General features: G+C 61.3%; 22 protein-coding genes. 5 read left to right on the top strand and 17 right to left on the bottom strand.

Translation table 11 applies throughout. The annotated features are described in order from the left end of the window. Positions 1 to 63: 63 nt before the first annotated feature. Complete coding sequence (cyaY, locus tag ACN9MZ_RS04235) at positions 64 to 396, bottom strand: iron donor protein CyaY (RefSeq protein ID WP_426341024.1); 333 nt, start codon at positions 394 to 396, stop codon at positions 64 to 66. Between the two features lie 72 nt (positions 397 to 468). Between cyaY and lptM the strand changes: the two genes are divergently transcribed. Both lptM and lysA read left to right on the top strand, forming a co-directional pair. Continuing rightward, positions 469 to 612 carry an LPS translocon maturation chaperone LptM gene (lptM, locus tag ACN9MZ_RS04230; protein WP_082507583.1) on the top strand — a complete coding sequence of 48 codons (144 nt, stop codon included), beginning with the start codon at positions 469 to 471 and terminating at the stop codon, positions 610 to 612. Between the two features lie 4 nt (positions 613 to 616). Then, positions 617 to 1,885, top strand: coding sequence for a diaminopimelate decarboxylase (gene lysA / locus ACN9MZ_RS04225; protein WP_426341023.1), 1,269 nt, complete (start codon positions 617 to 619; stop codon positions 1,883 to 1,885). Between the two features lie 40 nt (positions 1,886 to 1,925). Here lysA and ACN9MZ_RS04220 read toward each other — a convergent pair whose 3' ends face one another. From ACN9MZ_RS04220 to ACN9MZ_RS04200, 5 genes are all read right to left on the bottom strand, one after another. After that, positions 1,926 to 2,564, bottom strand: coding sequence for a sulfite oxidase heme-binding subunit YedZ (locus ACN9MZ_RS04220; protein ID WP_426341022.1), 639 nt, complete (start codon positions 2,562 to 2,564; stop codon positions 1,926 to 1,928). Then, positions 2,564 to 3,478, bottom strand: coding sequence for a protein-methionine-sulfoxide reductase catalytic subunit MsrP (msrP, locus tag ACN9MZ_RS04215; protein WP_426341021.1), 915 nt, complete (start codon positions 3,476 to 3,478; stop codon positions 2,564 to 2,566). Before msrP ends, ACN9MZ_RS04220 begins: the two co-directional genes overlap by 1 nt. 61 nt (positions 3,479 to 3,539) lie before the next feature. Beyond that, complete coding sequence (ccsB, locus tag ACN9MZ_RS04210) at positions 3,540 to 4,685, bottom strand: c-type cytochrome biogenesis protein CcsB (protein WP_426341020.1); 1,146 nt, start codon at positions 4,683 to 4,685, stop codon at positions 3,540 to 3,542. Positions 4,686 to 4,713: 28 nt separating this feature from the next. Beyond that, positions 4,714 to 6,804: a cytochrome c biogenesis protein ResB gene (locus tag ACN9MZ_RS04205; RefSeq protein ID WP_426341019.1), complete on the bottom strand. Its 2,091-nt coding sequence runs from the start codon at positions 6,802 to 6,804 to the stop codon at positions 4,714 to 4,716. 107 nt (positions 6,805 to 6,911) lie between these two features. Continuing rightward, a complete protein-coding gene (locus tag ACN9MZ_RS04200) occupies positions 6,912 to 7,577 on the bottom strand; it encodes a c-type cytochrome (RefSeq protein ID WP_426167803.1) in 666 nt (221 codons plus the stop codon). Positions 7,578 to 7,707: 130 nt separating this feature from the next. On the opposite strand from ACN9MZ_RS04200, the gene yihA reads away from it, so the two are divergent. Further along, positions 7,708 to 8,409, top strand: a complete 702-nt coding sequence (gene yihA, locus ACN9MZ_RS04195; RefSeq protein WP_426341018.1) for a ribosome biogenesis GTP-binding protein YihA/YsxC — start codon at positions 7,708 to 7,710, stop codon at positions 8,407 to 8,409. Next, positions 8,406 to 9,410: a porphobilinogen synthase gene (gene hemB, locus ACN9MZ_RS04190; RefSeq protein ID WP_426341017.1), complete on the top strand. Its 1,005-nt coding sequence runs from the start codon at positions 8,406 to 8,408 to the stop codon at positions 9,408 to 9,410. Before yihA ends, hemB begins: the two co-directional genes overlap by 4 nt. A gap of 74 nt (positions 9,411 to 9,484) precedes the next feature. Here hemB and ACN9MZ_RS04185 read toward each other — a convergent pair whose 3' ends face one another. The 7 genes from ACN9MZ_RS04185 to ACN9MZ_RS04155 all read right to left on the bottom strand — a co-directional run bounded on the left by ACN9MZ_RS04185 (position 9,485) and on the right by ACN9MZ_RS04155 (position 19,787). After that, positions 9,485 to 10,954 carry a sodium:solute symporter family protein gene (locus ACN9MZ_RS04185; RefSeq protein ID WP_426341016.1) on the bottom strand — a complete coding sequence of 490 codons (1,470 nt, stop codon included), beginning with the start codon at positions 10,952 to 10,954 and terminating at the stop codon, positions 9,485 to 9,487. Positions 10,955 to 11,188: 234 nt separating this feature from the next. Then, positions 11,189 to 12,088 carry a cell envelope integrity protein TolA gene (locus ACN9MZ_RS04180; RefSeq protein ID WP_426341015.1) on the bottom strand — a complete coding sequence of 300 codons (900 nt, stop codon included), beginning with the start codon at positions 12,086 to 12,088 and terminating at the stop codon, positions 11,189 to 11,191. A 93-nt stretch (positions 12,089 to 12,181) separates the two neighbouring features. After that, positions 12,182 to 15,319 (bottom strand): efflux RND transporter permease subunit, encoded by a 3,138-nt coding sequence (locus tag ACN9MZ_RS04175; RefSeq protein WP_426341014.1) that lies wholly within the window; start codon positions 15,317 to 15,319, stop codon positions 12,182 to 12,184. Beyond that, on the bottom strand, positions 15,316 to 16,500 hold the full coding sequence (locus tag ACN9MZ_RS04170; protein ID WP_426341013.1) for an efflux RND transporter periplasmic adaptor subunit: 1,185 nt from the start codon (positions 16,498 to 16,500) through the stop codon (positions 15,316 to 15,318). The genes ACN9MZ_RS04175 and ACN9MZ_RS04170 overlap by 4 nt, the downstream gene beginning before the upstream one ends. Before the next feature lie 11 nt (positions 16,501 to 16,511). After that, a complete protein-coding gene (locus tag ACN9MZ_RS04165; protein WP_426341012.1) occupies positions 16,512 to 17,882 on the bottom strand; it encodes an ATP-binding protein in 1,371 nt (456 codons plus the stop codon). Beyond that, positions 17,882 to 18,604 carry a response regulator gene (locus ACN9MZ_RS04160; RefSeq protein ID WP_426341011.1) on the bottom strand — a complete coding sequence of 241 codons (723 nt, stop codon included), beginning with the start codon at positions 18,602 to 18,604 and terminating at the stop codon, positions 17,882 to 17,884. The genes ACN9MZ_RS04165 and ACN9MZ_RS04160 overlap by 1 nt, the downstream gene beginning before the upstream one ends. Before the next feature lie 106 nt (positions 18,605 to 18,710). Further along, positions 18,711 to 19,787, bottom strand: a complete 1,077-nt coding sequence (locus ACN9MZ_RS04155) for a hypothetical protein (RefSeq protein WP_426341010.1) — start codon at positions 19,785 to 19,787, stop codon at positions 18,711 to 18,713. A gap of 182 nt (positions 19,788 to 19,969) precedes the next feature. On the opposite strand from ACN9MZ_RS04155, the gene ACN9MZ_RS04150 reads away from it, so the two are divergent. Next, complete coding sequence (locus ACN9MZ_RS04150) at positions 19,970 to 20,443, top strand: Spy/CpxP family protein refolding chaperone (RefSeq protein WP_426341009.1); 474 nt, start codon at positions 19,970 to 19,972, stop codon at positions 20,441 to 20,443. Between the two features lie 33 nt (positions 20,444 to 20,476). Here the strand turns inward: ACN9MZ_RS04150 and dsbD are convergent, their stop codons facing one another. The 4 genes from dsbD to rpsD form a co-directional block, all read right to left on the bottom strand. Beyond that, complete coding sequence (gene dsbD / locus ACN9MZ_RS04145) at positions 20,477 to 22,375, bottom strand: protein-disulfide reductase DsbD (RefSeq protein ID WP_426341008.1); 1,899 nt, start codon at positions 22,373 to 22,375, stop codon at positions 20,477 to 20,479. A 141-nt stretch (positions 22,376 to 22,516) separates the two neighbouring features. Then, positions 22,517 to 22,912, bottom strand: coding sequence for a 50S ribosomal protein L17 (gene rplQ, locus ACN9MZ_RS04140; protein WP_055937666.1), 396 nt, complete (start codon positions 22,910 to 22,912; stop codon positions 22,517 to 22,519). Between the two features lie 110 nt (positions 22,913 to 23,022). Beyond that, positions 23,023 to 24,000: a DNA-directed RNA polymerase subunit alpha gene (locus ACN9MZ_RS04135; RefSeq protein WP_057264726.1), complete on the bottom strand. Its 978-nt coding sequence runs from the start codon at positions 23,998 to 24,000 to the stop codon at positions 23,023 to 23,025. Positions 24,001 to 24,102: 102 nt separating this feature from the next. After that, positions 24,103 to 24,726, bottom strand: a complete 624-nt coding sequence (gene rpsD / locus ACN9MZ_RS04130) for a 30S ribosomal protein S4 (RefSeq protein ID WP_057264728.1) — start codon at positions 24,724 to 24,726, stop codon at positions 24,103 to 24,105. Between the last annotated feature and the right edge of the window lie 230 nt (positions 24,727 to 24,956).

The following is a 24,956-nucleotide window of genomic DNA, read 5'->3' as shown; positions in this document are numbered from 1 at the left end:
CCAACAGCCGGGTGTCAGACCCTGTGGGTCTGACCGGGCGGCCATCCGGCCGGTTCACCGGTTTCAAGGCGCCACCACCACCGGCGCCCCACCCTGCTCCGTCACAATCTCCGACAGCGCCGCATACAACTCCGTCCCGCGGCGCGTATCGACCCACTTACCCTCCACCTGGCGATAGTGGAAGCCCCCTGAGCGTGCCGCCACCCACAACTCCTGCATCGGCGCCTGCGAGTTGACGATCACCTTCGATCCGTTCTCCACGAACTCGATCTCCAGCACGTTCCCGCTGCGGCTGCACTCCACGTCCACCATATCCTGCTCGCACAGGCGATCCAGCGAAGCCTCGATCGCATCCAGGGTCGCTTCGGCCAGGTCCAAAAATTCCGATTCGGTCATGCTACACTCCAAGATTCCTATCAAGCCCCTATTTTAATCGTGAAGTCCCCAATCGCACTTGCTGTCCTTACAATGGCAGCCCTGCTGGCCGGATGCGGCCAAACCGGCCCCCTCTACATGCCAAAGCGACCCGCCAAGCCCGCCACCGAGGCGAAACCGGGCGTGGCGCCACCGGCGGCTCCGGTTCCGTCCACACCACCAGCATCCCAACAGTAAGCTTATGTCCCACTTCGAATACCAGAACGGCGTGCTGCACGCCGAAGGCGTTGCGCTCAGTGCCATCGCAGAACAGCACGGCACCCCCGCCTACGTCTATTCCAAATCCCAGCTCACCGAAAACTTCGACTCCTATGCCAATGCCTGCGCCGGCCGCGACGCGCTGGTGTGCTATGCGATGAAGGCGAACTCCAACCTGGCGATCCTCGACCTGCTGGCCCGCCGCGGCGCCGGTTTCGATATCGTGTCGGGCGGCGAACTGCTGCGCGTGATTGCCGCCGGCGGCGACCCGAAGAAAGTGATCTTCTCCGGCGTCGGCAAGAGCGTGGATGAAATGCGCCTGGCGCTCGAACATGACATCCTCTGCTTCAACGTCGAATCGATCCCCGAGCTGCACCGCCTGAACGAAGTGGCAGGCAGCATGGGCAAGAAGGCGCGCATCTCGCTGCGCGTGAATCCGAACGTGGACGCCAAGACCCACCCCTACATCGCCACCGGCCTGAAAGCCAACAAGTTCGGCGTGGCCTTCGACGACGCGCTGGAAACCTACCGTACCGCCGCCAAGCTGCCGCACCTGGACGTGTCGGGCATCGACTGTCATATCGGCTCGCAGCTGCTGGACGACGCACCGCTGCTGGAAGCGCTGGACAAGCTGATTGAACTGATCGACGCGCTGGGCGCGGAAGGCATCCACCTGCACCACCTGGACATCGGCGGCGGCCTGGGCATCGACTATGGCGACGGCGCACCGGTGCCTGTCGGCGACTACCTGGCGCGCCTGTTCAAGCGCATCGATGCCTGGCGCGCCGAAAAGCATGGCGGCGCACCGATCACGGTGATCTTCGAACCGGGCCGCTCCATCGTCGGCAACGCCGGCGTGCTGCTGACCCGCGTGGAATTCATCAAGCACGGCGAAGAGAAGAACTTCTGCATCGTCGACGCGGCCATGAACGATATGGCGCGCCCGGCGATGTACCAGGCCTGGATGGACATGCAGCCGGTGGTGCGCAACGACACCGCTGCCGCCATGTTCGACGTGGTCGGCCCGATCTGCGAATCCGGCGACTGGCTGGCGCGCGACCGCGAACTGAACGTCGATGCCGGCGACCTGCTGGTGATGAAGACCGCCGGCGCCTATGGCATGACCATGGCTTCCAACTACAACACCCGCGGCCGCGCCGTGGAGCTGATCGTCGACGGCGACAAGGTCCACGTCGTGCGCCAGCGCGAAAATCCAGCCGACCTGTTCGCGCTGGAATCGGTGATCGAGTAATCCCGCCGGGGCGGCATCCAACGCCGCCCCAACCAAAGCTTCAGCGGCGCGGGACGACGGTGGCAGAAGCAGTCGTAGCCTTGCTTCGCGCCCACCAGGCCCGAATACCTAGCAGCGCCAGCAAAATCAGGCCAAACAGGATCGGCTTGTTGAAGTCATGCTTGCCGGCCCGCATCCACCAGAAATGCAGGATGCCGAGCGGCGCAATCACGTAAACCAGCTTGTGCAGCATCTGCCAGCGCTTGCCGCCCAGGCGGCGCACCATGCCGTTGGTGCTGGTCACGGCCAGCGGTACCAGCAGCACAAAGGCGGTGAAGCCGACCGTGATGAAGGGCCGCTTGGCGACATCCTTCAACATCTCCTGCACGTCAAAGAAGTGATCGAACCACAGGAAGGTGCTGAAGTGCAGCAGCGCGTAGAAAAAGGCGTACAGCCCCATCATGCGGCGCAGCTTGAGCAGCCAATTCCAACCGGACAAACGGCGCAGCGGCGTGACGGCCAGCGTGATGCACAGGAAGTACAGGGTCCACGAACCCGTATTACGCGTGATGTACTGCAGCGGTTCGACCAGTTGGTCGGTCGCCACCAGATATACCAGGGCGAAGAACGGCACCAGCGCAAACACGAAGGCGCTGCTCTTGATTGCCGTCAGCTGGCGCGGTGTTGGAGTAAAGGCCATCAGTAGAACTTCTTCAAATCCATGCCGGTGTACAGGGACGCCACTTCCGGGTAGCCGTTGAACATTAAAGTCTTGCGTTTCTTGGTGAAGAAACCGTCTTCGCCGATACGGCGCTCGGACGCCTGCGACCAGCGCGGGTGGTCGACTTCCGGGTTCACGTTGGAATAGAAGCCGTATTCATTAGGCGCCGACTTGTTCCACGAGGTGCTTGGCATGTCGCGTACGAAGCGGATCTTGACGATCGACTTGGCCGATTTGAAGCCGTACTTCCACGGCACTACCATGCGCACGGGCGCGCCGTTCTGGTTCGGCAGCACGTCACCATACATGCCCAGCGTGAGCAGCGCCAGGGGGTGATTGGCTTCGTCGATGCGCAAGCCTTCCACATAGGGCCAGTCCAGTACGCGGCTGCGCACGCCCGGCATTTGCTGGTGGTCGGCCAGTGTGATGAATTCAACGAACTTGGCGTTGCCGGTCGGCTCGACCTTCTTGATCAACTCGGAAAAGGAATAGCCAATCCACGGGATCACCATCGACCATCCTTCCACGCATCGCAGGCGGTAGATACGCTCTTCCAGCGGCGCCAGCTTGAGCAGGCTGTCGATATCGAGCGCCATCGGCTTTTTGACTTCGCCTTCGATCTGCACCGTCCACGGGCGGGTGCGCAGCGTGTGCGCATTCTCGGCCGGGTCGGACTTGTCGGTGCCGAATTCGTAGAAGTTGTTGTAGCTGGTGGCGTCCTTGCGCGAGGTCGGCTTTTCCATCACGGCATACGCGGGATTCAGCTTGGCTGGCAGGTTGGCCGCTTGAACCAATTCAGGACCGAGGATGGCGCCGGCAGCAGCCAGCTTGATGAACTTGCGGCGCGACTCGAATACTTCGCGCGGCGTGATTTCGGATGGGAGGATCAGCATGGTCGGCTCCAACTGGTGCAAGGTAATAGCTAAACCTTACACCAGTTTGCTGAAGCCGATATTAAAGCTTGCCGTAGGAATGCAGGCCTGAGAGGAACATGTTTACGCCCAGGAAGGCGAAAGTGGTGACCAGCAGGCCAACCAGGGCCCACCATGCCGCGGGGCGACCGCGCAGGCCCGACATGAGGCGCATGTGCAGCCAGGCCGCGTAGTTCAGCCAGACGATCAGGGCCCAGGTTTCCTTCGGGTCCCAGGACCAGTAACCGCCCCAGGCTTCTGCCGCCCACAGGGCGCCGAGGATGGTGGCAATGGTGAAGAAGGCAAAACCGATCGAGATGGCCTTGTACATCACGTCGTCCAGCACTTCCAGAGATGGCAGGCGGTCTTCCAGCATGCCGTGCGACTTCAGCAGGTAGGCCGAGGCGACCATGGCTGCCAGGGCGAAGGTGCCGTAGCCGATGAAGTTGGCCGGTACGTGGATCTTCATCCACCAGCTTTGCAGGGCTGGCACCAGCGGCTGGATTTCCGACGCGCCGCGCGCCACGGTGTACCACAGCAGGAAGCCGACAGCAGCCGAAATCACCAGCAGCACGAAAGGACCCAGGGCGCGGGTCTTGTAGTGCGCTTCGTAGTACAGGTAAAACATCGCGGTGATCAGCGAGAACAGGATGAACACTTCATACAGGTTCGAGATTGGGATGTGGCCGACGTCGGTGCCGATCAGGTAGGACTCGTACCAGCGCACCAGCATGCCGGTGACGCCCAGCACGATGCCGGCCCAGCACAGGCGCGAGCCGATCGCGCCGCCGAAATCCGAGCGCGCCACCAGCCCCCCCCAGTAGAACAGGGTCGACAGGACAAACATGGTGCTCATCCACAGGATGGCGGACTGGCTCGACAGCATGTACTTGAGGAAGAAGCGCTTGTCCGCCGCCGCCAGGTCGCCGCCATACAGGCTGACCGCCCACAGCGCCAGTGCAAACGACAGCGGCATCAGCCAGCGCAGCGGCTTCCAGTACCAGCCCAGCGCGGCAAACACCGGCCCCGACGCCAGCAGGATAGCCTTTTCGTAAATATCCATGTAGGCGCCGAAGCGGTTGAAGGCGTACAGCGCCCCCGCGCACAGCACCACCGCAAACAGCCAGTCGAACGCGTTCAGGCGCTTGAAGTAGCCGGGCTGCTGAGTATAAGTTTGTGTTGCTTCCATTTGCGATTCTCCAAAACCTGGCAACAGCTTACGCCGATTGCGGCAGTTTTTCCTTGAGTTCCTTAAATTCCTGCTCGAAGTCCAGCGTCTTGCGCTGGGTGCTCATGGCCATCAGGGCCTCCGCACCATCCTTGCCGTCCTTGATCCATACCCAGACGCGGCGCTCGCGAATGTAGAACATGGCAAATACGCCCAGCACCAGCAGCAGGCAGCCAATGTACACGATAGTCTTGCCCGGCGAGCGGGTCACCTGGAATACCGATGCTTTGATTTGGGTGAACTCATCGAGCTGCAGATAAACTGGTGCGCCGTAGAAGAAGCTGTCCGACAGCGCGTTGGTGGCCAGTTGCAGGAAGCGGCCGTGGGTCTCGTCCATTGCGGCGGCCGGCTTGCCGTCCTGGGCGCGGGCGGCTTGCCATAATTCCCACATCGAGCCGTTCAGGATCTTCAGGAAGATTTCCGCCGCCTTGGTCTGTTCGGCCTGCGGCACCTTCTCCAGGAAGCGGCTGATGGCGAAGAAGCCGGCGCCATTGGCATCCCCGGCAAAGATTTCCAGGCCTTTCAGGGCGGAGGCTTCCAGCTGTCCGCGCAGGGCATCTCCGGCCTTCGACTGCGGCATGGCGTGCGCCGCATAGCTGGCGGCGGCTTTCTGGCGCAAGGCCGGGTCCTGCAAGGCGGCGCGCAGGCGCATCCACTCGCGCACGCTGTGCTCGTCGTCGGCAGGAATGCGCAGGTAGCTGAACGGGTCGGACGGGTTGGCGCGCACGCCGGCCAGGAACACGGTATCGCCTTCGATGGTCACCGGCTGCATATAGTTCTGGTATTCGCGCGCCTGGCCGGTCTTGTCGCGCAGCTTGTACTGCACCGACGGGCCGACGTTCTTCAGGTCCTTGTTGTGGGCGGTCTTGGCGGCCGAGCCCAACTGCTTGTCCAGGCTGCGCGAGAAGGATTCATTCAGGCTCTCGCCCTTGGTCACGGCGCGCGCATCCTGGCCGCTGATGTTTTCGACGTTGAAGGGGCGGAAATCGCTCCACTCCACGGTGTATTCATCGTTCAGCTTGGTGGTGCCGTTGACTTCGCCGTCCAGGCCGAAGGTGGTGGTATCAGTACCCTTCATCGGGTGGCCGAGCAGCTTCAGCTTGCTGCCGCCATCTTCGAAAGAAGACTGGTAGATCGCCACGCCTTCGAAGATCAGCGGCTTGTTGACTTCGACCACGGCATCGACGGTTTTGCCGCTGTCGTTGGAGCGCACGGTGACGTGGCTGGCGAACAGCTTCGGCATGCCGGTGCTGTAGAAGTCGATATCGAATTTCTTGAGCTCGATGGTGAACGGTAGTTCCTGGATCAGCACGCCATCCGGGCGCGCCAGGATAGCCGTATTGCCAGCCGTGCCTTCCGGCAGCGCGATATTGCCGCGGTAAGTTGGATTGTGCACACCCAGGCGATGCTGGGCCGGGATGTCGGCAATCAGGCCCGTGCCGCCGAAGGCGGTCTTGCCCAGCACCCACTGCTGGAAGCGGATCGGCAGGTCGGAGTCGAGCATGCCGCCCACCAGGATCACGACGATGGCGCTGTGAGCAAAGATGTAGCCGAACTTATTGCCGGCGCCGCGCTTGGCCGAGACCAGGATGGCGCCGTCTTTCTCAATGACTTTGGTGCCGTAGCCGGCATGGCCCAGGCGCTGGACGGTCTGGCCGGCGAGTTGCTCACGCGACAGCGGCGACTGCCAGTGGGTCTTGTGGTGGAAATTGTTGAGCGAAGCTTCGCGCACCTTCTCGCGCCAGCTACGCATATCCTTCAGCATCTTCGGCGTATTGTGCACGATACACAGCGTGGTCGATACGACCAGCAAGCCGCACATGGACACGAACCACCACGACGAATAGATCGCGTACAGCCCCAACTTGTTGAACACTTCGAACCAGAACGGGCCAAACTGGTTGATGTAGTTCGGCATTGGCTGGCTTTGCTGCACGATGGTGCCGATGATCGCGGCGAAGATGATCACCACGAACAACGCGATCGCAAACCGCATCGAGGACAGCAGTTCGACCGTCTCGGCCAGTGGCCCGCGCCGGTTGCGAAGCTGGATTCCGGAGGTACTTGGGGCGTCGCTCATTGCTACTCAGGGGAAAAGTCAGGAGGATACGCAAAAAAAAGGCAGCCTGCTTGCGCGGCCGCCCTTTTCATGTCCAGAACCGCCCTGCATTGGGCGGCGCATTGCAATTACTTCAAGCCGGCCATGTAGTCGGCAACCGCTTCGATTTCCTTGTCGGACATGCGGTAAGCGATGGTCTGCATTTCAGGGCTGGACTTGCGGGTGCCAGCCTTGAAGGCTTTCAGGGTGGCAGCGGTGTAGTCCTGGTGCTGGCCGCCTACGCGTGGGTACATGGCTGGCATGCCGCCGCCGGCCGGGCCGTGACAGGAGGCGCAGGCCGGGACACGGTTTTCAGCGATGCCGCCGCGGTAGATCTTCTTGCCCAACTCAACGGTGTCCTTGTTCTTGGCAGCGCCAGCCTTGCTTGGCTCGGTGGCCAGGTAGGCAGCCACGTTCTTCTTCTCTTCGTCGGTCAGTGCCTTGGCAAAGGCAGTCATCACGGTGCCCGGCCGGGCATCGCCGCTGAAGGCCACCAGTTGCTTGTAGACGTAGGCTTCGCCCTGGCCGCCCAGCTTGGGATTGACGGTGATGGTCGATGCACCCTTGGCGCCGTGGCAGGATACGCAGGCTGGAATGCCACGTGCGTTGTCACCTTCAGCGTACAGGGTCGCGCCTTTGGCTGGATCAACCTTGGCTGCTGCCGGGGCATGCGCTTCATTAGCGGAGGCCACGCCGGAAACAGCCAGCATTGCGACGAACAAGGATTTTACAAATGGCGAAAACGCACGATTCATTCAGACACCTTGGGACAGAAGTAAATAATGAGTAGTATAAGAATTGGGCAATATAGCATGGCAACAATTCGTAACCCCTTATTGTACAATAGCTTTCCTGCATTTTTGCCCTCTTTTTGTTGCTTTCCCCATGTCCAAACTCTGGCAAGCCCGCTTTTTCACAACCGTTAACCATCTGCGCGACCTGCCGCGCACGACGGTGCCAGAGATCGCCTTTGCGGGCCGTTCTAATGCTGGCAAATCGACCGCGATCAATATCCTGTGCAACCAGAAGGGGCTGGCGTTCGCCTCCAAAACCCCTGGCCGCACCCAGCACATTAACTTCTTCTCGATCGGTGGCGCCCACGTCGCGATGCACCGCCACGACCCGATCAACATGGACGAACTGCAATGCCTGATCGCCGACTTGCCGGGTTACGGCTATGCGGAAGTATCGGGGGACGCCAAGAACCACTGGCAGCGCCTGCTGGGCGACTACGTGCAGCGCCGCGATCAGCTGGCCGCCCTGGTGCTGATGATGGATGCGCGCCGTCCGTTCACCGACCTCGACGTGCAAATGATCGAATGGTTCGCCCCGACCGGCAAGCCGATCCACTGCATCCTGACCAAGGCCGACAAGCTCAACCGCAATGAATCCATCAACGTGCTGCGCCAGGCCAAGGCCAAGCTCGACAGCTATGTCGATGAAGACGGCGAAGGCTTCCCCTTCACCGTGCAACTGTTTTCCGCGCTGAAGCGCATCGGCATCGAGGAAGCGACGGCCAAGATCGAAGAACTAGCCGGCCTCGCCGACGGCGAACCAGTGCCCACTCCTGATGAAAGCGAAGAATGATCACTCCTGATTTTCCAGCCATCCGCATGCGCCGCATGCGCCGCGACCCGTTCTCGCGCGCCCTGATGCGCGAGAACACCGTCACCGTGGACGACCTGATTTACCCGGTCTTCGTGGTGGAAGGTGCCAACCGCCGCGAAGCAGTGACCACCATGCCGGGCGTGGACCGCATTTCGATCGACAACCTGCTGAAAGTGGCCGAGGAATGCGTCAAGCTGGGCATTCCGGTGCTGTCGCTGTTCCCGAACATCGACCCATCGCTGAAAACCAATGACGGCGTGGAAGCCACCAATCCCGAAGGCCTGATCCCGCGCGCCGTGCGCGAGCTGAAGAAGAACTTCCCCGAGCTGGGCATCATGACCGACGTGGCGCTGGACCCATACACCAGCCACGGCCAGGACGGCACCGTCGACGAAAAAGGCTCGATCCTGAACGACGAAACCACCGAGATGCTGGTGCGCCAGGCGCTGTGCCAGGCCGAAGCCGGCGTCGACATCGTCGGCCCGTCCGACATGATGGACGGCCGTATCGGCGTGATGCGCAAGGCGCTGGAAGACAAAGGCCTGATCCACACCCGCATCATGGCTTACTCGGCGAAATATGCCTCCGCCTTCTACGGCCCGTTCCGCGATGCGGTCGGTTCCGCGGCGGCGCTGGGCAAGGCCGACAAGTTCACCTACCAGATGGACCCGGCCAACACCGACGAAGCCCTGCGCGAAGTGGCGCTGGACATCGCCGAAGGCGCGGACATGGTGATGGTCAAGCCAGGCATGCCTTACCTGGACATCGTGCGCCGCGTGAAGGATGAATTCAAGGTGCCGACCTACGCCTACCAGGTATCGGGCGAATACGCCATGCTGAAGGCCGCCGCGCTGAACGGCTGGCTCGATCACGACAAGGTGATGATGGAAGCGATGATGGCCTTCAAGCGCGCCGGCGCCGACGGCGTCCTCACCTACTTCGCGCTCGACATCGCCCGCAAGCTGAAAGGCCTCGCCTAAGAAATAAATGGGGACGTACCCCATTTATTTTGCAATGTTGCTCAATAAATGGGGTACGTCCCCATTTATTTGTCTCAGGCGTTCAAGCCTTTGACGTGGTGTACGCCTTCCTGGCGGTCCTGCAGGAATTGCGGCATCAGAGAGCCGACGATCATGCCGACGAAGGCCATTGCCAAGCCGGCCAATTGGCCCGGGAATTTCGCGGCCAGTTCTTCGCCGCCGATCTGCGGGAAGAATACCAGCCAGGTCCCGATGCCGAATGCCAGCGACAGGATCGCGCCCTGCGTGGTGGCGCGCTTCCAGTACAGGCCCATCAGCAGCGGCACAAAGGCGCCGACCAGTGTGACCTGGTATGCGCTCGACACCAGTTCATAAATCGAAGTGCCCTTCATCGCCACCGCGTACAACAGCACGGAACCGGCAAACACCACAATCGTGGCGCGCATCGCGAACAATTGCTGCTTGTCGCCCATGCCCGGACGCAGGTTCTTCAGGATGTTCTCAACGAAACTGGTGGACGGCGCCAGCAGCGTTGCCGACGAAGTCGACTTGATCGCCGACAGCAGCGCGCCGAAGAACAGGATCTGCATCACCAGCGGCATCTTGCTCAGCACGAAGGTGGGCAGCAAACGCTGGTAATCGTTCTTGGCCATTTCCAGGCCGTGGTCGCCCAACACGATAATGGCGCAGGAGACAATGAACATCGGCACCGCGGCGAACAGGATGTAGCTGGCGCCGCCGATGATGGCACCGGTGCGCGCGGTCGGCGCATTCTTGGCCGACATCACGCGCTGGAACACGTCCTGCTGCGGAATCGAGCCCAGCATCATGGTGACGGCCGAACCGACGAAGAAGGCGATGTCGGTGAATTGCGCGGGAGGCAGGAAGTTGCCCAGGTCCTTGCTGGCCACCATGTCGGCTACCTTGCCGGCGCCGCCCGCCAGGTCGGCGGAAAAGAAGGCGATCACGGACAGGCCCACCACCAGCACGATCATCTGGATGAAGTCAGTCCAGGCCACCGCCAGGAAGCCGCCAATCACCACGTAGATCAGCACCGCCAGGGTACCGACAATCATGCCGGCGGTTTCCGACATGGCGCCGTTGGTCAGCACGGAGAACACCAGGCCCAGGGCGGTAATCTGCGCCGCCACCCAGCCCAGGTAGGAAACGATGATGGCCACCGAGCAAAACACCTCGATGCCCTTGCCGAAGCGCTGGCGATAAAAGTCGCCGATGGTCAGCAGGTTTAGCTTGTACAGGCGGGCCGCGAAGAACATGCCGACCAGGATCAGGCAAGTACCGGCGCCGAACGGGTCTTCCACGATGGCGTTCAGGCCGCCCTGCACGAACTTGGCAGGAATGCCCATCACGGTTTCCGCGCCAAACCAGGTTGCAAAAGTTGTCGTAACCACCATGATCAGCGGCAGGCTGCGGCCGGCCACTGCGAAGTCGGTCGTATTCTTGATGCGGGTACCGGCCCACACGCCAAGGCCAAGCGTGCCCAGCAGGTACAGCACAACAAAGGAAATCAGGGTGATGTTCATCGCGGCGAAAACTCCGGCTCCAGGCGGCAAATTTCGCGATTATAGCTGCAAGAACTTCAGCTGAATCAAGAAATTGGCGCTTTTTACACATCACCCTGACAAACTACAACACCTTAGCGGCCAGCAGTGCGCCGCGCGCCGGCCGCACGTGCCCAGAAGGGGCGCCGCCAGGAACAACCCCAGCCCGGCGGTACACAGTTCCAGGCTGGTCGCGATCGGCGTCGCGGCCATCGATCAGCGCAACTTCCCGTAATTCGGCCAGAATTCCAGCAAGAGGAAGGCCTGCAGCTCTTTCTCATCTTCCTTGCGCGCGCTCATCGGTACATTGCGGCCCAGGCGGTGCGATTCCCAGATGAAGTCGCCCGGCTTCTCCTTGCGGATCATCTCGATCATCTTCTTGACGATTGCCGTTTCGATATCCTTCTCCGAACCCTGGTCCACATGGACCTGCTGCTGCCAGGTACGCTTGAAATTGGTGCTGAAACCGCGGAACTTGATATCGGCGCCGTTGAAGGTCTGGTTGACAATCTGGAACACACCGCCGGTGTCGTTGCGCTCGCCATTGGCGTTGCGGCCCTGGGCGCCCATGATATTGGCCAAGGCGCGCGCCTTGCCGGTGGCCCCGGCATCTTCTTCCTGCGCCGGCTGCTGCGAATCGCCCTGGCGCGCGCGGCGGCGCTGTTCAATCAGGGCTGCCATGTCAGGCACAGTGTCCGGCACCGGCGTCAGCTTGGCCTGCTCGGGCGGAACAATCTTCTCCTGCGGCTTGATGACTTCGGTGATCGCATTCTTGTTTGGCGGCAGGTAGGCACGCGATGAGCGCGGCGTTTCCTTGGACGGCTTTGCCTTCGGCTGCGATTTGGGCTTTGGCTGCGGCGCTGGCTTGCCCGGCGTGATATAGACCATCTCACCGGCCTTGGAAGGCGGCGTAATGTCGATCTTTTCCTTGGGCTTGATGAAGTAGATCAGCACCACCAGCAAGTGCAGGCCGATGGTGAAGGCCATCCCCCAGCGGTTAGGCTTGCTCGCACCATATTCGAGTACCTTGTCCTGCGGCCATGGCTGGCCGCAGGTCGGGCAGGTATGCCCGTCGTGGGCCGCAAGTTCGGCGTGGGAATGGGTGTACTGATGCAAGATATTGGCTTTTAACTGAAGATGCTGGGGTGGAGCTTACCGACTTTCGCCCTTGACGAATGTTACAGGTTGTAAGCGCCGCCCCGCATATTATCAGTGTTTGGCGGCTTTGACGGCCCTGAGCTCGACCGGTTGCACGGCTTCCGTTGCCGATCCATCATCGAGGTCCTGGTCCTTCATCGGACCGCTGCCGGAATATTTATCCAGGAACAGGTAAATCACCGGCGTGATATACAAAGTAATCACCTGGGAGAACAGCAGGCCCCCAATGACGGCCAAGCCCAGCGGCTGGCGCAGTTCGGCGCCGGCGCCGAGGCCAAGCGCGATCGGCAAGGCGCCCATCAGGGCCGCCAGCGTGGTCATCATGATCGGGCGGAAGCGCAGGATGCACGCCTCGCGGATCGCATCCATCGGCGCCTTGCCCTCCTGCCGCTGCGCCACCAGGGCGAAGTCGATCATCATGATGGCGTTCTTTTTCACGATACCGATCAGCATCAGGATACCGATGATGGCGATCATGGTCAGGTCCATCCTGAAGATCCACAAGGTCAGCAGCGCGCCCACAGCAGCAGACGGCAGGCCGGCCAGGATGGTCAGCGGGTGGATATAGCTTTCGTACAGCACGCCCAGCAGCACATAAATCACGCCCAGCGCCGCCACGATCAGGATCAGTTGGCTGCTCTGGGAATCCTTGAACACGGCCGCATCGCCGCCGTAGCTGGTGATGATCGAGGCCGGCAGGCCCATCTGCATGCCCATCTTTTCGATCTTGGCCGTGGCATTGCCCAGCGGGACATCGGGCGCCAGGTTGAAGGAAATCGTGATCGCCTGCAACTGGCCCTGGTGGTTGACCGAGGTTGGACCCACCGTGCGCTCGACGTTGGCAAAGCTCGACAGCTGCACCAGCTGGCCGCTGCTGTTTCGTACGGACAGCTTGGTCAGCGAATCGTCGAACTGGCGGTCTTCGGTGGCGGCTTCCAGGATGACGAAATAACTGGCGGCCGAGGAGTAGATGGTCGATACCTGGCGCTCGCCGAAGGCCAGGTAGAGCGCCGTGCGTACGTCGGCCAATTTGACGCCCAGCATATTGGCCTTGTCGCGGTCGATCTTCAGTTGCGCCTGCAAGCCGCGGTTTTGCGAATCGCTGGTCACGTCGCGGAAATCGGTGTCGGCCCGCATCAGGTCCAGGAACTTGGCGGCCCAGTCGTTCAGCGCATCCGGGCTGACCGATTGCAGCGTGTACTGGTAGCGGCTCTTCGAAGGACGTCCGCCCAGCTGCAGGTTTTGAACCGGGCTCAGGTAGACCTGGATGCCGGCAATCTTTTTCGTTTCCTTGCGCAGGCTATCCAGCACCTCGCTCATCTTCTTGCGTTCGCCGCGCGGCTTCAGCACGATGAACATGCGGCCAGTATTGCCGCCGCTGGTAAACGAAGTCACATCCTTGATGTTCGGGTTGGCCTGGATCGTGGCGGCGACCTTTTCCTGCAGCTCCAGCATGGCTGAGGTGGAGATGTCTTCCGACGCTTCGGTGTTCACGCGAATCTGGCCCAGGTCTTCTTCAGGGAAGAAGCCTTTCGGGATCGCGATGTACAGCCAGGCCGTCAGCGCGAAGCTGCCGACGGCGATGCCCAGCACCACGAAGCGATGGTGCAAGGCCAGGTCCAGCGTGCGCGCATAAGCATCGCGCGTGGCATGGAAGGCGCGCTCGAAGTGGCGGCCGATGAAGGTATCGTCGCCCGAGGTTTCATGCGAATCGGCCGGCATGAAGCGCGAGGCCAGCATCGGCACCAGGGTCAGCGACACGACTGCCGACACCAGTACGGACAGGCCGACCACCACGGCGAATTCGTGGAACATCAGGCCCATCACGCCCGGCATGAAGAAGATCGGAATGAACACCGCCACCAGCGAAATCGAAATCGACACGATGGTGAAGCCCATTTCCTTCGACCCAACGAGGGCTGCCTGCAAAGGCTTCTTGCCCAGTTCGATATGGCGCACGATGTTTTCCAGCACCACGATCGCGTCGTCGACCACCAGGCCAACCGCCAGCGTGATGCCAAGCAGGGACACGTTGTCGAGGCTGTAGCCCAGCGCGTACAGCAGCGACAAGGCACCCAGCAGCGAGATCGGCATGGTGACAGCCGGAATAAAGGTCGCGGCCAGGCGGCGCAGGAACAGGAAGATCACCAGCACGACCAGCACCACGGTCAGCGCGAGCGTCAGGTTTACATCGTGGATTGCCTCTCGGATCGAAACCGAGCGGTCGTTGACCAGGTTGATCGAGACCGATTCCGGCAACTGGGCGCGGAAGCGCGGCAGCAGTTTGCGCACTGCATCGACCACTTGCACGGTATTGGCATCGGGCTGGCGTTGTACCAGCAGCACGATGGCGCGCTCGCCGTTGTAACTACCGGCAGCCTTGATCGACTGGTAGCTGTCTTCCACCGTCGCGACTTCCTTCAGGCGCACCGGCTGCCCATTGCGGGTGGCGATGATCAGGTCGGCGAAATCGGCGGCGCGCATCAGCTGGGCATTGCCCTGGATGGTCAGGGTCTGGCTCGGACCGTCGATGGTGCCGAGCGGCGTGTTGGCGTTGGCGGCCTTGATGGCGGCCTGCAGCTCGTCGAGCGTCAGGTTGCGCGAGTTCATCAGGTCCGGCTTGGCGCGTACGCGCACGGCAAAGCGCTTCTGGCCGTTGACCGAGACCTGGGCCACGCCCGGCAGGGTCGACAGGTTGGGCGCCACCAGGTTTTCCGCGTAGTCGTTGAGCTCGGACAGGCTCAGCGATGGCGAGGTCATGGTGGCGAACAGCACCGGCGCATCGGCCGGGTTGACCTTGCGGTAAGACGGCAGGTCCGTCATCTCCTGCGGCAGCGAACGCTGGGCGCGCAGCAGCGCGGCCTGCACGTCGACGGCGGCTTCGTTGACGTTGATCGACGGGTCGAATTCCAGCGTCAGCGAGGTATTGCCGAGCGTGCTGGTGGAGGTGATCATCGACAGGCCGCCGATGGTCGAGAATTGTTTTTCCAGCGGCAGCGCAACCGACGATGCCATGGTTTCCGGCGACGCGCCCGGCAGGTCGGCGCTGACGTTGATGACCGGGGTGTTGTAGCTCGGCAGTGCGGCGACGGGGATGTGGGAATAGGCCAGCACGCCTGCCAGGATCAGGCTCAGCGAGAGCAGCACCACCATGACGGGGCGCCGGATACTCAGCTCGGAAAGGTTCATTCTGCCTTACCCTTCTTGTGGGCTTTGCCGTTCTGGGCGACGGCGGGTTCGGCGATGCGGACTTTGCCGCCCGGGCGCAGGTTCTGCTTGCCTTCCACGATGATCTGCTCATCGCCGTTCAGGCCGGTGACTGCGGCCAATGCGCCGAAGCCGTGGATGCGTTGGACGTTGACCACCTTGGCCGTCTGGTCAGGCGCAACGGTGTACACAAAAGTACCTTTGGTATTGGTAATAATAGCGTTCTGCGGAACAACCAGCGCGTCTTTCAGGGTAGCGACGGTCAGCCTGGTGTTGACGTACTGGCCCGGCCACAGGCGGGTATCGGCATTGTCGAACACGGCCTTGACGCGGATCACGCCGGCGACCGGGTCGACGGTATTGTCGACAAAGCTGAGCTGGCCTTTGATCGGCTTGTCCGAATTGTTCTGGAAGGCTTGCACCGCCACCTTGCCGGCGCGCTGCGCATCGAGCAAGGCCGCCAGGCTCGATTCCGGCACGGTGAAGGCAACGTTGATCGGGTTGAGCTGGGTCACCGTGGTCAGCGACGTGCTGAGCTGAACCAGGCTGCCCGGATAGACATTGATGGCGCCGACCCGGCCGGTCAGCGGCGAACGGATTTGCGTGAAGCTCTGGTCGACCTTGCTGGCGCGGGCGACGGCGATGTCAGCTTCCAGCGTGGCGCGGCTGGAGTCCACCTGACTCCTCAGTGTGTCGACCGCGCTCTGGGCCAGGAAGTTCTGGGTGCGCAATTCCTGGGCGCGCTTGTACTGGCGCTCCAGGTCGGCCAGGGTGGCGCGGTCCTTGGCCACTTGCGCATCGGCTTTCTCAACGTTGGCCGCCTCGGTGCGGGCGTCGAGCGAGAACATCAGCTCGCCCTGCTTGACGAACTGGCCTTCCTTCACATGCACTTTGACGATGGTGCTGGTGGTTTGCGGGTGCAGGTCGACCGTCGAGATCGGGCTCACTGTGCCATTGGCCGACAGCGCCACCGGCACGTCCTGGCGCAGCGGCGCCACCACGTTGACCGTGGTCGGGCCCTGTTCGCCCTTGCCTTTGCCGCCAGCGGCGTTGCCTTGTCCATGCTCGGCGCCCTGCTCGGCCGGGGCCTTGCTCGCATACCAGGCGCCGCCGCCGATTGCCACGGCCAGGCCCACCACTACTGCCAGAGTTTTCTTCTTCATGAGAGGTTTAACTACTTTCCTGCATAAAATTCGGGGAACACGAGAGTGGCCTCCAAGCCGCCACGCGCGTGGTTGGCCAGGCTCAGGCTGGCGCCATGCTGTTCAGCGATATTGCGTGCAATCGTAAGGCCAAGTCCGGTGCCGCCGGACGAGCGGTTGCGCGACGATTCCAGGCGGTAGAACGGCTCGAACACCTGCGCCAGCTGGCCGGCCGGGATGCCCGGCCCTTCATCGCGGATGCGCACGCGCGAAGCACCCGCTTCGCGCTCGACCGTCACGTGCGCGCGCTGGCCGTACTTGACCGCGTTGTCGATCAGGTTCACCAGGCAGCGACGGATGTCGAGCGGACGGCCCATCAAGTCCATGCCGGCCCGGCCTTGCAGCGTCACCTGCTGGCCGGCGTCGGTGGCGTCGGCGCATACGCTGTCGAGCAGGGCGTCGAGGTCGACGCGCTGCATGGCCTCGGTGGTATCCATGCTGCGCGCCAGGTCCAGGCCTTCCTTGACCATCTGCTGCATCGCCGACAGGTCTTCCAGCAGCTTGCCCTGCAGTTCCGGGTCCTGCACCTTTTCCAGGCGCAGGCGCATGCGGGTCAGCGGCGTCTGCAGGTCGTGCGTGATGGCCGCCAGCATTTCCGTGCGCTGGGCGATGTGCTGGCGGATGCGCGCCTGCATGGCGTTGAAGGCGGCCGAGGCGGTGCGGATTTCTGTCGCGCCGCCCAGCTTGATCGGCGGGTGATTGATGTCGTGACCCAGGTTTTTGGCGGCGACGGCCAGATTCTTCAGCGGGCCCATCGTCATGCGGGCCACCAGGTAGGCCAGCACGGCAATGCTGAGGAGGAAGGGAACAAAAGCGGCATATTCATTTTTGCCTGTCGGCGCGGGCTGGCGCGGCGGCAGGATGGACAATTTCAGGTGCTGGCCGTCGGGCATGGTGACCGCCAGCGATTCGCAGGTGCCGCGCCAGGTGCCGGTGCCGGCACCGAACACGGAGAAGGCCGTGTAGGCGGGCGTCGGACGCTCGCAGGCATCCGGGCGGTCCAGCAGGGATTGCAAGGTGTATTCCTTGCCGAGGCGGTTGGCCAGGGTGGCGCCGAATTCGCTCATTTCCGGACTGATGCCGGCCAAGTCGTCGAGGACCTCGAGCTTGATGGCGCCCATGCTGGCCACGCGCAGGTATTGGTTGCGCGATTCCGGCAGCACGACAACTGCAGTGGAAATGATTTGCTCGGCACGCTCGAGGGCAAAGAAATCACGATAGCGCTGCAGCGTGCGCTGGCGTTCATTGACAGCGAGGTATTGGGTCAGCGCGGCAGAGGCAAGGATGCCCAGCATCAGGACCAGGAAGACCCGGCCCGTCATGCCCCTGAAAAACGCTTTCATCAGTCAGGCTCCACCGCCACCGTACCCGCCAATACGTAGCCGCCATTGCGCACTGTCTTGATGATTTGCGGCAGGCGCGCGTCTTCGCCCAGCTTCTGGCGCAGGCGGCTGATCTGGATGTCGATCGAGCGGTCGAATGGATCGGCGTCGCGGCCCTGGGTCAGGTTCAGCAGCTGGTCGCGGTTGAGCACGCGGTTCGGGTGCTCGAGGAAGACCTTGAGCAGGCGGAATTCGGCGCCGGACAGCATGATGACCGTGCCCTGCGGATTGACCAGGTGGCGCGCGGTCAGGTCCAGCACCCAGTTGGAAAAGCGGATGCGGCTGGCCTTTTCGACGCCGCTGGCAGCGGTGTTGGTGCTCCGGCGCAGCACGCTGCGGATGCGGGCCAGCAGCTCGCGCGGCTCGAATGGCTTGGGCAGGTAATCGTCGGCGCCCATTTCCAGGCCGAGGATGCGGTCCAGCGGTTCGCTGCGCGCGGTCAGCATGATGACCGGCAGGGTCGAGTGGGCGCGCAGCTTGCGGCACAGGGTCAGGCCGTCCTCGCCGGGCAGGTTCAGGTCCAGCACGATCAGGTCGGGCTTGCTGTTATCGAGCAGCTTCCACATGGCCGCCCCGTCGCTGGCGCCATGGGTACGGTAACCGTTGGTTTCCAGATAATCCTGCAACAGGGTGCGGATATCGCGGTCGTCATCGACGATGAGGATAGTTGCGGCATTTTCCATGCCTACAATTATCCCTTGATACGCTCAGGCAGGGGAATGAGTTTGTATCGCCATGTGTAAATCAATCGCGAGTACACAATGCGTTACAAACTCATGCAGCGCTTGTTTAATACTGCTTGACGATCCAAGTGCCGCTGCCGAACTCCGGCGCAGTCCAGGTACCGCTGAGCTGCTCGACGCTGTCCACCTTGCCTGCAACCGCCCAGGCAGAGTTGCTATTCGCAATGTTGAGTGCGAGCTTGCCATCCGCGCTAACGTTGCCGGTCACCGAGAAATACACTGCAGCGCCGCTACAGCTACCTGTTATATTGCCAGCGAGGTCGATGATGAAGGTGCAGTCTCCCGCGCTGTCGCTGCCGGAGACGCGGGCCTGGTAGCGCCCTGCCCAGTTGCCGGCGAAGCGCTGCACCGAATCAGCTTTACGTGACAGCTTCTGGTTGGAATAGCCTTGCAATTCCCAGGCTTGGCTACTTACGCTCTTCACGCCGGTTGTCTTGTCGGTGCTGGACTGGTTTGCCACGCATTTGACTTCAACTCCCAGCTCGGGCTCCCACCAGCAACTGCGCTCTGCCGTATACCTGGTACGGTCAGAGTCTTCAACGGCACTGCGGGATACTTTGATCGTATTGAAGGTTCCGGCCGCTACCGTTACCTGTTCCTGTGCGACAGCAGCATTCTGATTGGCAAGCGTCGTTTGCGTGGCCGCTTCGGTGGAGCACTTGGACGAGCCCACACCGGAATATTCCCATTTCATACCGACTGATAAGGTAAGCGGAGCAATCAAAAACATCGGCGGATTGCTGCTGGCGCCGCAATCCCAGTTGCTGGAACCCAGCCAGCGCCCCAGTGCATCGAAATCAGCGGAGTAACTGTTGGAGGCAAAAGCCAGTGGCTCGTTGGATACCTGATCATCGGAAAAGCTCTTGATGGAAACGGTGCCATTGGCGGCCACGTTACTGACCAGCCTGGTGGCATAAGCCTCGGACTCATAGCTGGAATTCTGCTCCCGATAAGTCAATTTGTAGGCGTAATAGTCGCCGACGGTGGCCTTGGCAGCCGTATAAGTCTTGGGGCCGGACGGCAATTGGGCCGAGGTACTTCCGTTGCCAGAACCACTACCACCGCCACCACAACCAGCGAGCATTCCCGCCGCTACCACGATCGTCAGCCAACTATTGCGCATGTACTTCCTCAAGACCGATTGTTAAATGAAAAGCCAATAATATTGCCATAAAGTAATCGAAAACGCAACATCTGGATACAAAGTCCTTGCTCTGGGACACTTCGGCGAAACAGGAAAACGGGAAGATGCTTCCATGTGCAGTGCGAGTGCACATTTTCATAAATTTATTTCTGAAGGGATTAATGATGAAAACCTTGCATAAAGCATTCGTCATCGGCGCAGCGGTGTTGGGATTTGGCGCGGCGGCGTTGCCGGCCATGGCGGAAGAAGCTCCACAGCATCAATATGCGGCCACCAAATTCGATCCGGTCAAAATGCAGGAGCGCATGGATGCGCATGCCAAGCGCATGCACGATACTTTGAAAATCACGCCAGCCCAGGAAGGTGCATGGCAGGCTTATTTGTCAGCGCTGAAATCGAATATGCCGCAACATGGCCAGTACGATCGCGCTTCGTTCAAGAACTTGCCTGCGCCGGAGCGCATGGAAAAGCGGATTGAAATGGCGAAAGCCCATTTGGCGCGCATGGAAAGCAACCTGACGGCGACGAAGACTTTTTACGCCACGCTAACGCCTGAACAGCAAAAGCTGTTTGACGAAAAGGCCGGCCATTTCGGCCGTCACCAGCATCATCGGATGATGCGCCAGCACGGCTGATAATAATGGGCGCCCCCCCCCGGCGCCCATTCTTTATTGATTCAGTTTTTGCAGGGATCGCAGGAATTTCCCGGTATCCTGGAAACCAATGACCCGTGATTCGGGAATTTCCTGGCCAGCGGCATTAAACAGGATAATGCCCGGAGGGCCGAATAAGGTGAACCGTTGCAGCATGGCTTTATCGGCCTCGTTATTTTCAGTCACGTCTACTTGCAGCAATATCGTATTGGCCAGTTTCTGCTGGACCGCCGGGTCGATAAAGGTCAGCTTCTCCATCTCCTTGCACGACACGCACCAGTCGGCATAGAAGTCCAGCAGCACGGTTTTGCCACCGGTTTGCGCCAGCACCTGGTCCAGGTCCGCCACCGTCTTGATGCGGGTGAATTGCAGGTGGCGGTCGGCACGGCCGGCCAGCCTTTCGATCGGATGCAGCGGATCGGCGCTGCCGGTCGCCAGGCCGGCCACCTGGATCAGCCCCAATACCGCAAAGAAGAATGCAATGACTTTCGGCAGCCATGTGCCGCGCTCATGGGTCAGCAGGAAAAACGCATAGCCCACGCCCAGGATGGCCCAACCGATCATCTGCAGCCTGCCCGGCAATACCGGCGACACCAGCCACAAGGCCATTGCCAGCATCAGCACGCCGAAGAAACGCTTCACGGCCTGCATCCAGATGCCCGCGCGCGGCACCAGGGCGCCGGCCGAGATGCCGACCAGCAGCAACGGAATACTCATGCCCACGGCCATCGAGAACAAGGCGCTGCCGCCGACCACGACGTCACGGGTCTGGCTGATGTACACCAGCGCGCCGGCCAGCGGGGCTGCCACACAAGGGCCGACAATCAGGGCCGAGATGGCGCCCATGGCAAAGACGCCGGCCAGCTTGCCGCCGGACTGGCGGTTCGATGCGCCAGCAAGGCGCGATTGCATCGCTGCAGGGACTTGCAGGTCATAGACGCCAAACATGGACAGTGCCATGCCGGCCATGCCCAAGCCGAAGAAGCCCAGCACCCACGGGTTTTGCAAGGCAGCCGACAGGCCCTGGCCAATCAGGCCCGCCGCCACGCCCAGGACTGTGTAGACAATGGCCATGCCGAGCGAATAACTGACCGACAGCGCGAAGCCGCGCGAGCGGTTGCCGGCCGACCCATCACCAACGATGATCGAGGACAGGATCGGCACCATCGGCAGCACGCAGGGCGTGAAGGACAGCCCCAGCCCAAGCAGGATAAACAGCGGCGCGATCACCAGCAGGCGGCCGCCTTTCAACGCCGATTCAATCTTGCCCATTTCGCTGTCGCTTCCCGCGGCGGCAACTGGCGCGACCGGGTTGGAGGCGCCGCCAGCGGCCACCGGGCCGCCGTCGATAGCGCCGGCGGCGGGTATATCCACGCCAGCCTGCGAAACCGCGCCAGGAACGCTTTGCGCGCCCCCTGCAGCGCCCTGCTTGGCGCCGATGCCGAAGACGCTGCCGCCAGACGGTGCGCTGCTGCCGCCAACCACCATCAGGCGCGCCGACGATTCCATCGGCGAATAGCACAGGCCTTTTTCCGAGCAGCCCTGGCTGGTGGCCGTCAAGGTGAACGGGCCGGGCGCCTGCACCGGGATCACGATCGTCACCTGGTGACGATAGGTCTCCACATTCTTGGCAAACGTTTCATCGTACTTGACCTTGCCCGGCGGGATTTGCGGCTCGCCCAAGGTTGCGCCGTCGGCAACGAACTTGAAGCGTTCGCGGTACATGTAATAGCCTTCCGCGATCTCGTAGGTCACCGCGATGGCCTTGCCCTCCACCACCTTGGCGGAAAACTTGAACGCCACCTGCGGATCAAGGAATTCCTCATCGGCCCGCGCCACGCCGGCAAACAGGAATACAAAGAGCGAGAGCGCGGCGAACAGCCACGTCTTGAAGAAGGACGCTTGTCGGTGCATGGTCTTGGGCGGTGAATCTGGCGGTGAATCGATCGGGCACGCCAATGGTACACCGGGCGGCTTAACGCTGCTTTAAGCTACCACCAGTTGGAAATAAAAAAAGCCGGGCAATGCCCGGCCTTTCAATAAACCTGCCTGAGATTACTCAGCGGTTGGTGCCTCGTCAGCGGAGGTGGTTTCTGGACGGTCCAGCAGCTCGATGAAAGCCATTGGAGCGTTGTCGCCATGACGGAAACCCATTTTCAGAATACGCAGGTAGCCGCCGTTGCGGTTTGCGTAGCGTGGGCCCAGTTCAGCGAACAGCTTCAGAACCATCTCGCGGTCGCGCAGACGGGAGAAAGCCAGGCGCTTGTTGGCCAGGGTATCGGTCTTGCCCAGGGTCAGGATTGGTTCCACGACGCGACGCAGTTCCTTTGCCTTTGGCAGGGTGGTCTTGATCGCTTCGTGACGCAGCAGCGAAACAGTCATGTTGCGCAGCATTGCCAGACGGTGGGACGAGGTACGGTTCAGTTTACGGAGGCCGTTACGGTGACGCATGGTACTTCCTTTCGATAATGTTTAAATCCGAGATCTTCGATCACCCGGGGGTGCGGTCCGGTTCAAGTTGAAAACGCCCGGCGCACTATGCGCCAGGCGGGTACAGCAAATTACTTCTCGAGGCCGGCTGGCGGCCAGTTTTCCAGCTTCATGCCCAGGGTCAGACCACGGGATGCCAGCACTTCCTTAATTTCGTTGAGCGACTTGCGGCCCAGGTTCGGGGTCTTCAGCAGCTCGTTTTCGGTACGCTGGATCAGGTCGCCGATGTAGTAGATGTTTTCCGCTTTCAGGCAGTTGGCCGAACGCACGGTCAGTTCCAGGTCGTCCACTGGACGCAGCAGGATCGGATCGACCATTGGTGCGCGCGACGGCGCTTCAGCGGTGGTTTCGGTGCCTTCCAGGGCAGCAAACACATTCAGCTGGTCGACCAGCACGCGTGCCGACTGGCGGATCGCTTCTTCCGGGGTGATCACGCCATTGGTTTCAATGTTGATGATCAGCTTGTCCAGGTCGGTACGCTGTTCCACACGTGCCGATTCGACAGCGTAGGAAACACGGCGCACTGGCGAGAACGAAGCGTCCAGGATGATGCGGCCGATGGTCTTGTTGGTGTCTTCCGACAGGCGACGCACGTTGCCAGGAACGTAGCCGCGGCCTTTTTCGACCTTGATCTGCATGTCCAGCTTGCCGCCAGCGGTCAGGTTGGCGATCACGTGGTCCGGGTTGATCAGTTCCACGTCGTGTGGCAGGTCGATGTCCGACGCCATCACTGGGCCTTCGCCTTCCTTCTTCAGGGTCAGGGTCACGGAGTCACGGTTGTGCACCTTGAACACGACGCCCTTCAGGTTCAGCAGCAGGTCCACCACGTCTTCCTGCACGCCGTCCAGCGAGGAGTACTCGTGAACGACACCGGCGATGGTGACTTCGGTCGGCGCAAAGCCGGTCATCGAAGACAGCAGCACGCGGCGCAGTGCGTTGCCCAGAGTGTGGCCGTAGCCGCGCTCGAACGGCTCCATCACGACTTTGGCGTGACCGTGGCCCAGGGCTTCAACATCGATAATACGTGGTTTCAACAAGCTATTTTGCATGTAAATGTCCTTTTCATTACCCTCGGCTCGTTACACCGATAAGGCTGATGGCATTAAATGGAAAAGGCGGGACCGCGTCCCGCCCTGGTACAGCACCCGAGATTAACGGGAATACAGTTCGACGATCAGCGATTCGTTGACGTCGGCAGCGATTTCGTTGCGCTCTGGCAGGGACTTGAAAGTACCTTCCATTTTCTTGGAGTCAACCGACACCCAAGCTGGCATGCCAACTTGTTCAGCCAGCGACAGCGCTTCAACGATACGGGTCTGCTTCTTCGACTTTTCGCGCACGGCGATCACGTCGCCGGTCTTGACGTTGAACGAAGGGATGTTCACCACTTGGCCGTTCACGGTGAAGGCTTTGTGGGAAACCAGCTGACGCGCTTCAGCGCGGGTCGAGCCGAAGCCCATGCGGTAGGCAACGTTGTCCAGGCGGGATTCCAGCAGGGACAGCAGGGTTTCGCCAGTTGGGCCCTTGCGGCGCTCAGCTTCAGCGAAGTAGCGACGGAACTGGCGTTCCAGCACGCCGTACATACGCTTGACCTTCTGCTTTTCGCGCAGCTGGTTGCCGTAGTCGGAGGTGCGGGCGCCGGATTTCACGCCGTGCTGGCCTGGCTTGACGTCCAGTTTGCACTTGGAATCCAGGGAGCGGCGTGCGCTCTTCAGGAACAGGTCGGTGCCTTCACGGCGGGACAGTTTTGCTTTTGGTCCGATATAACGTGCCACGGTATTTTCCTTAATGATGTAAATGACGCCCCAGCCGCATCGGAATGCGGTTAGGCGCTAGCCTGGCTCACTTTCAGCACAGGCGGTGGCTCAACATTGCCAGTCCGGCCACGAAAAGCGGCGCGGAAAGGCAAAAATAGCCGGACAGTATAACCGTTTCCGGTTCACTGTTCCAGCGATTTTGACGTCTGAAAAACGGTGGCCGGTCCACACCAGACCGGCCATTGTCT

The organism is Pseudoduganella sp. S-14, from assembly GCF_049913285.1.
In the GTDB taxonomy this organism is placed as follows: Bacteria; Pseudomonadota; Gammaproteobacteria; order Burkholderiales; family Burkholderiaceae_D; genus Rugamonas.
Note: the sequence above shows the minus strand (reverse complement) of the source record. Positions and strands in the feature narration are given on the sequence as shown.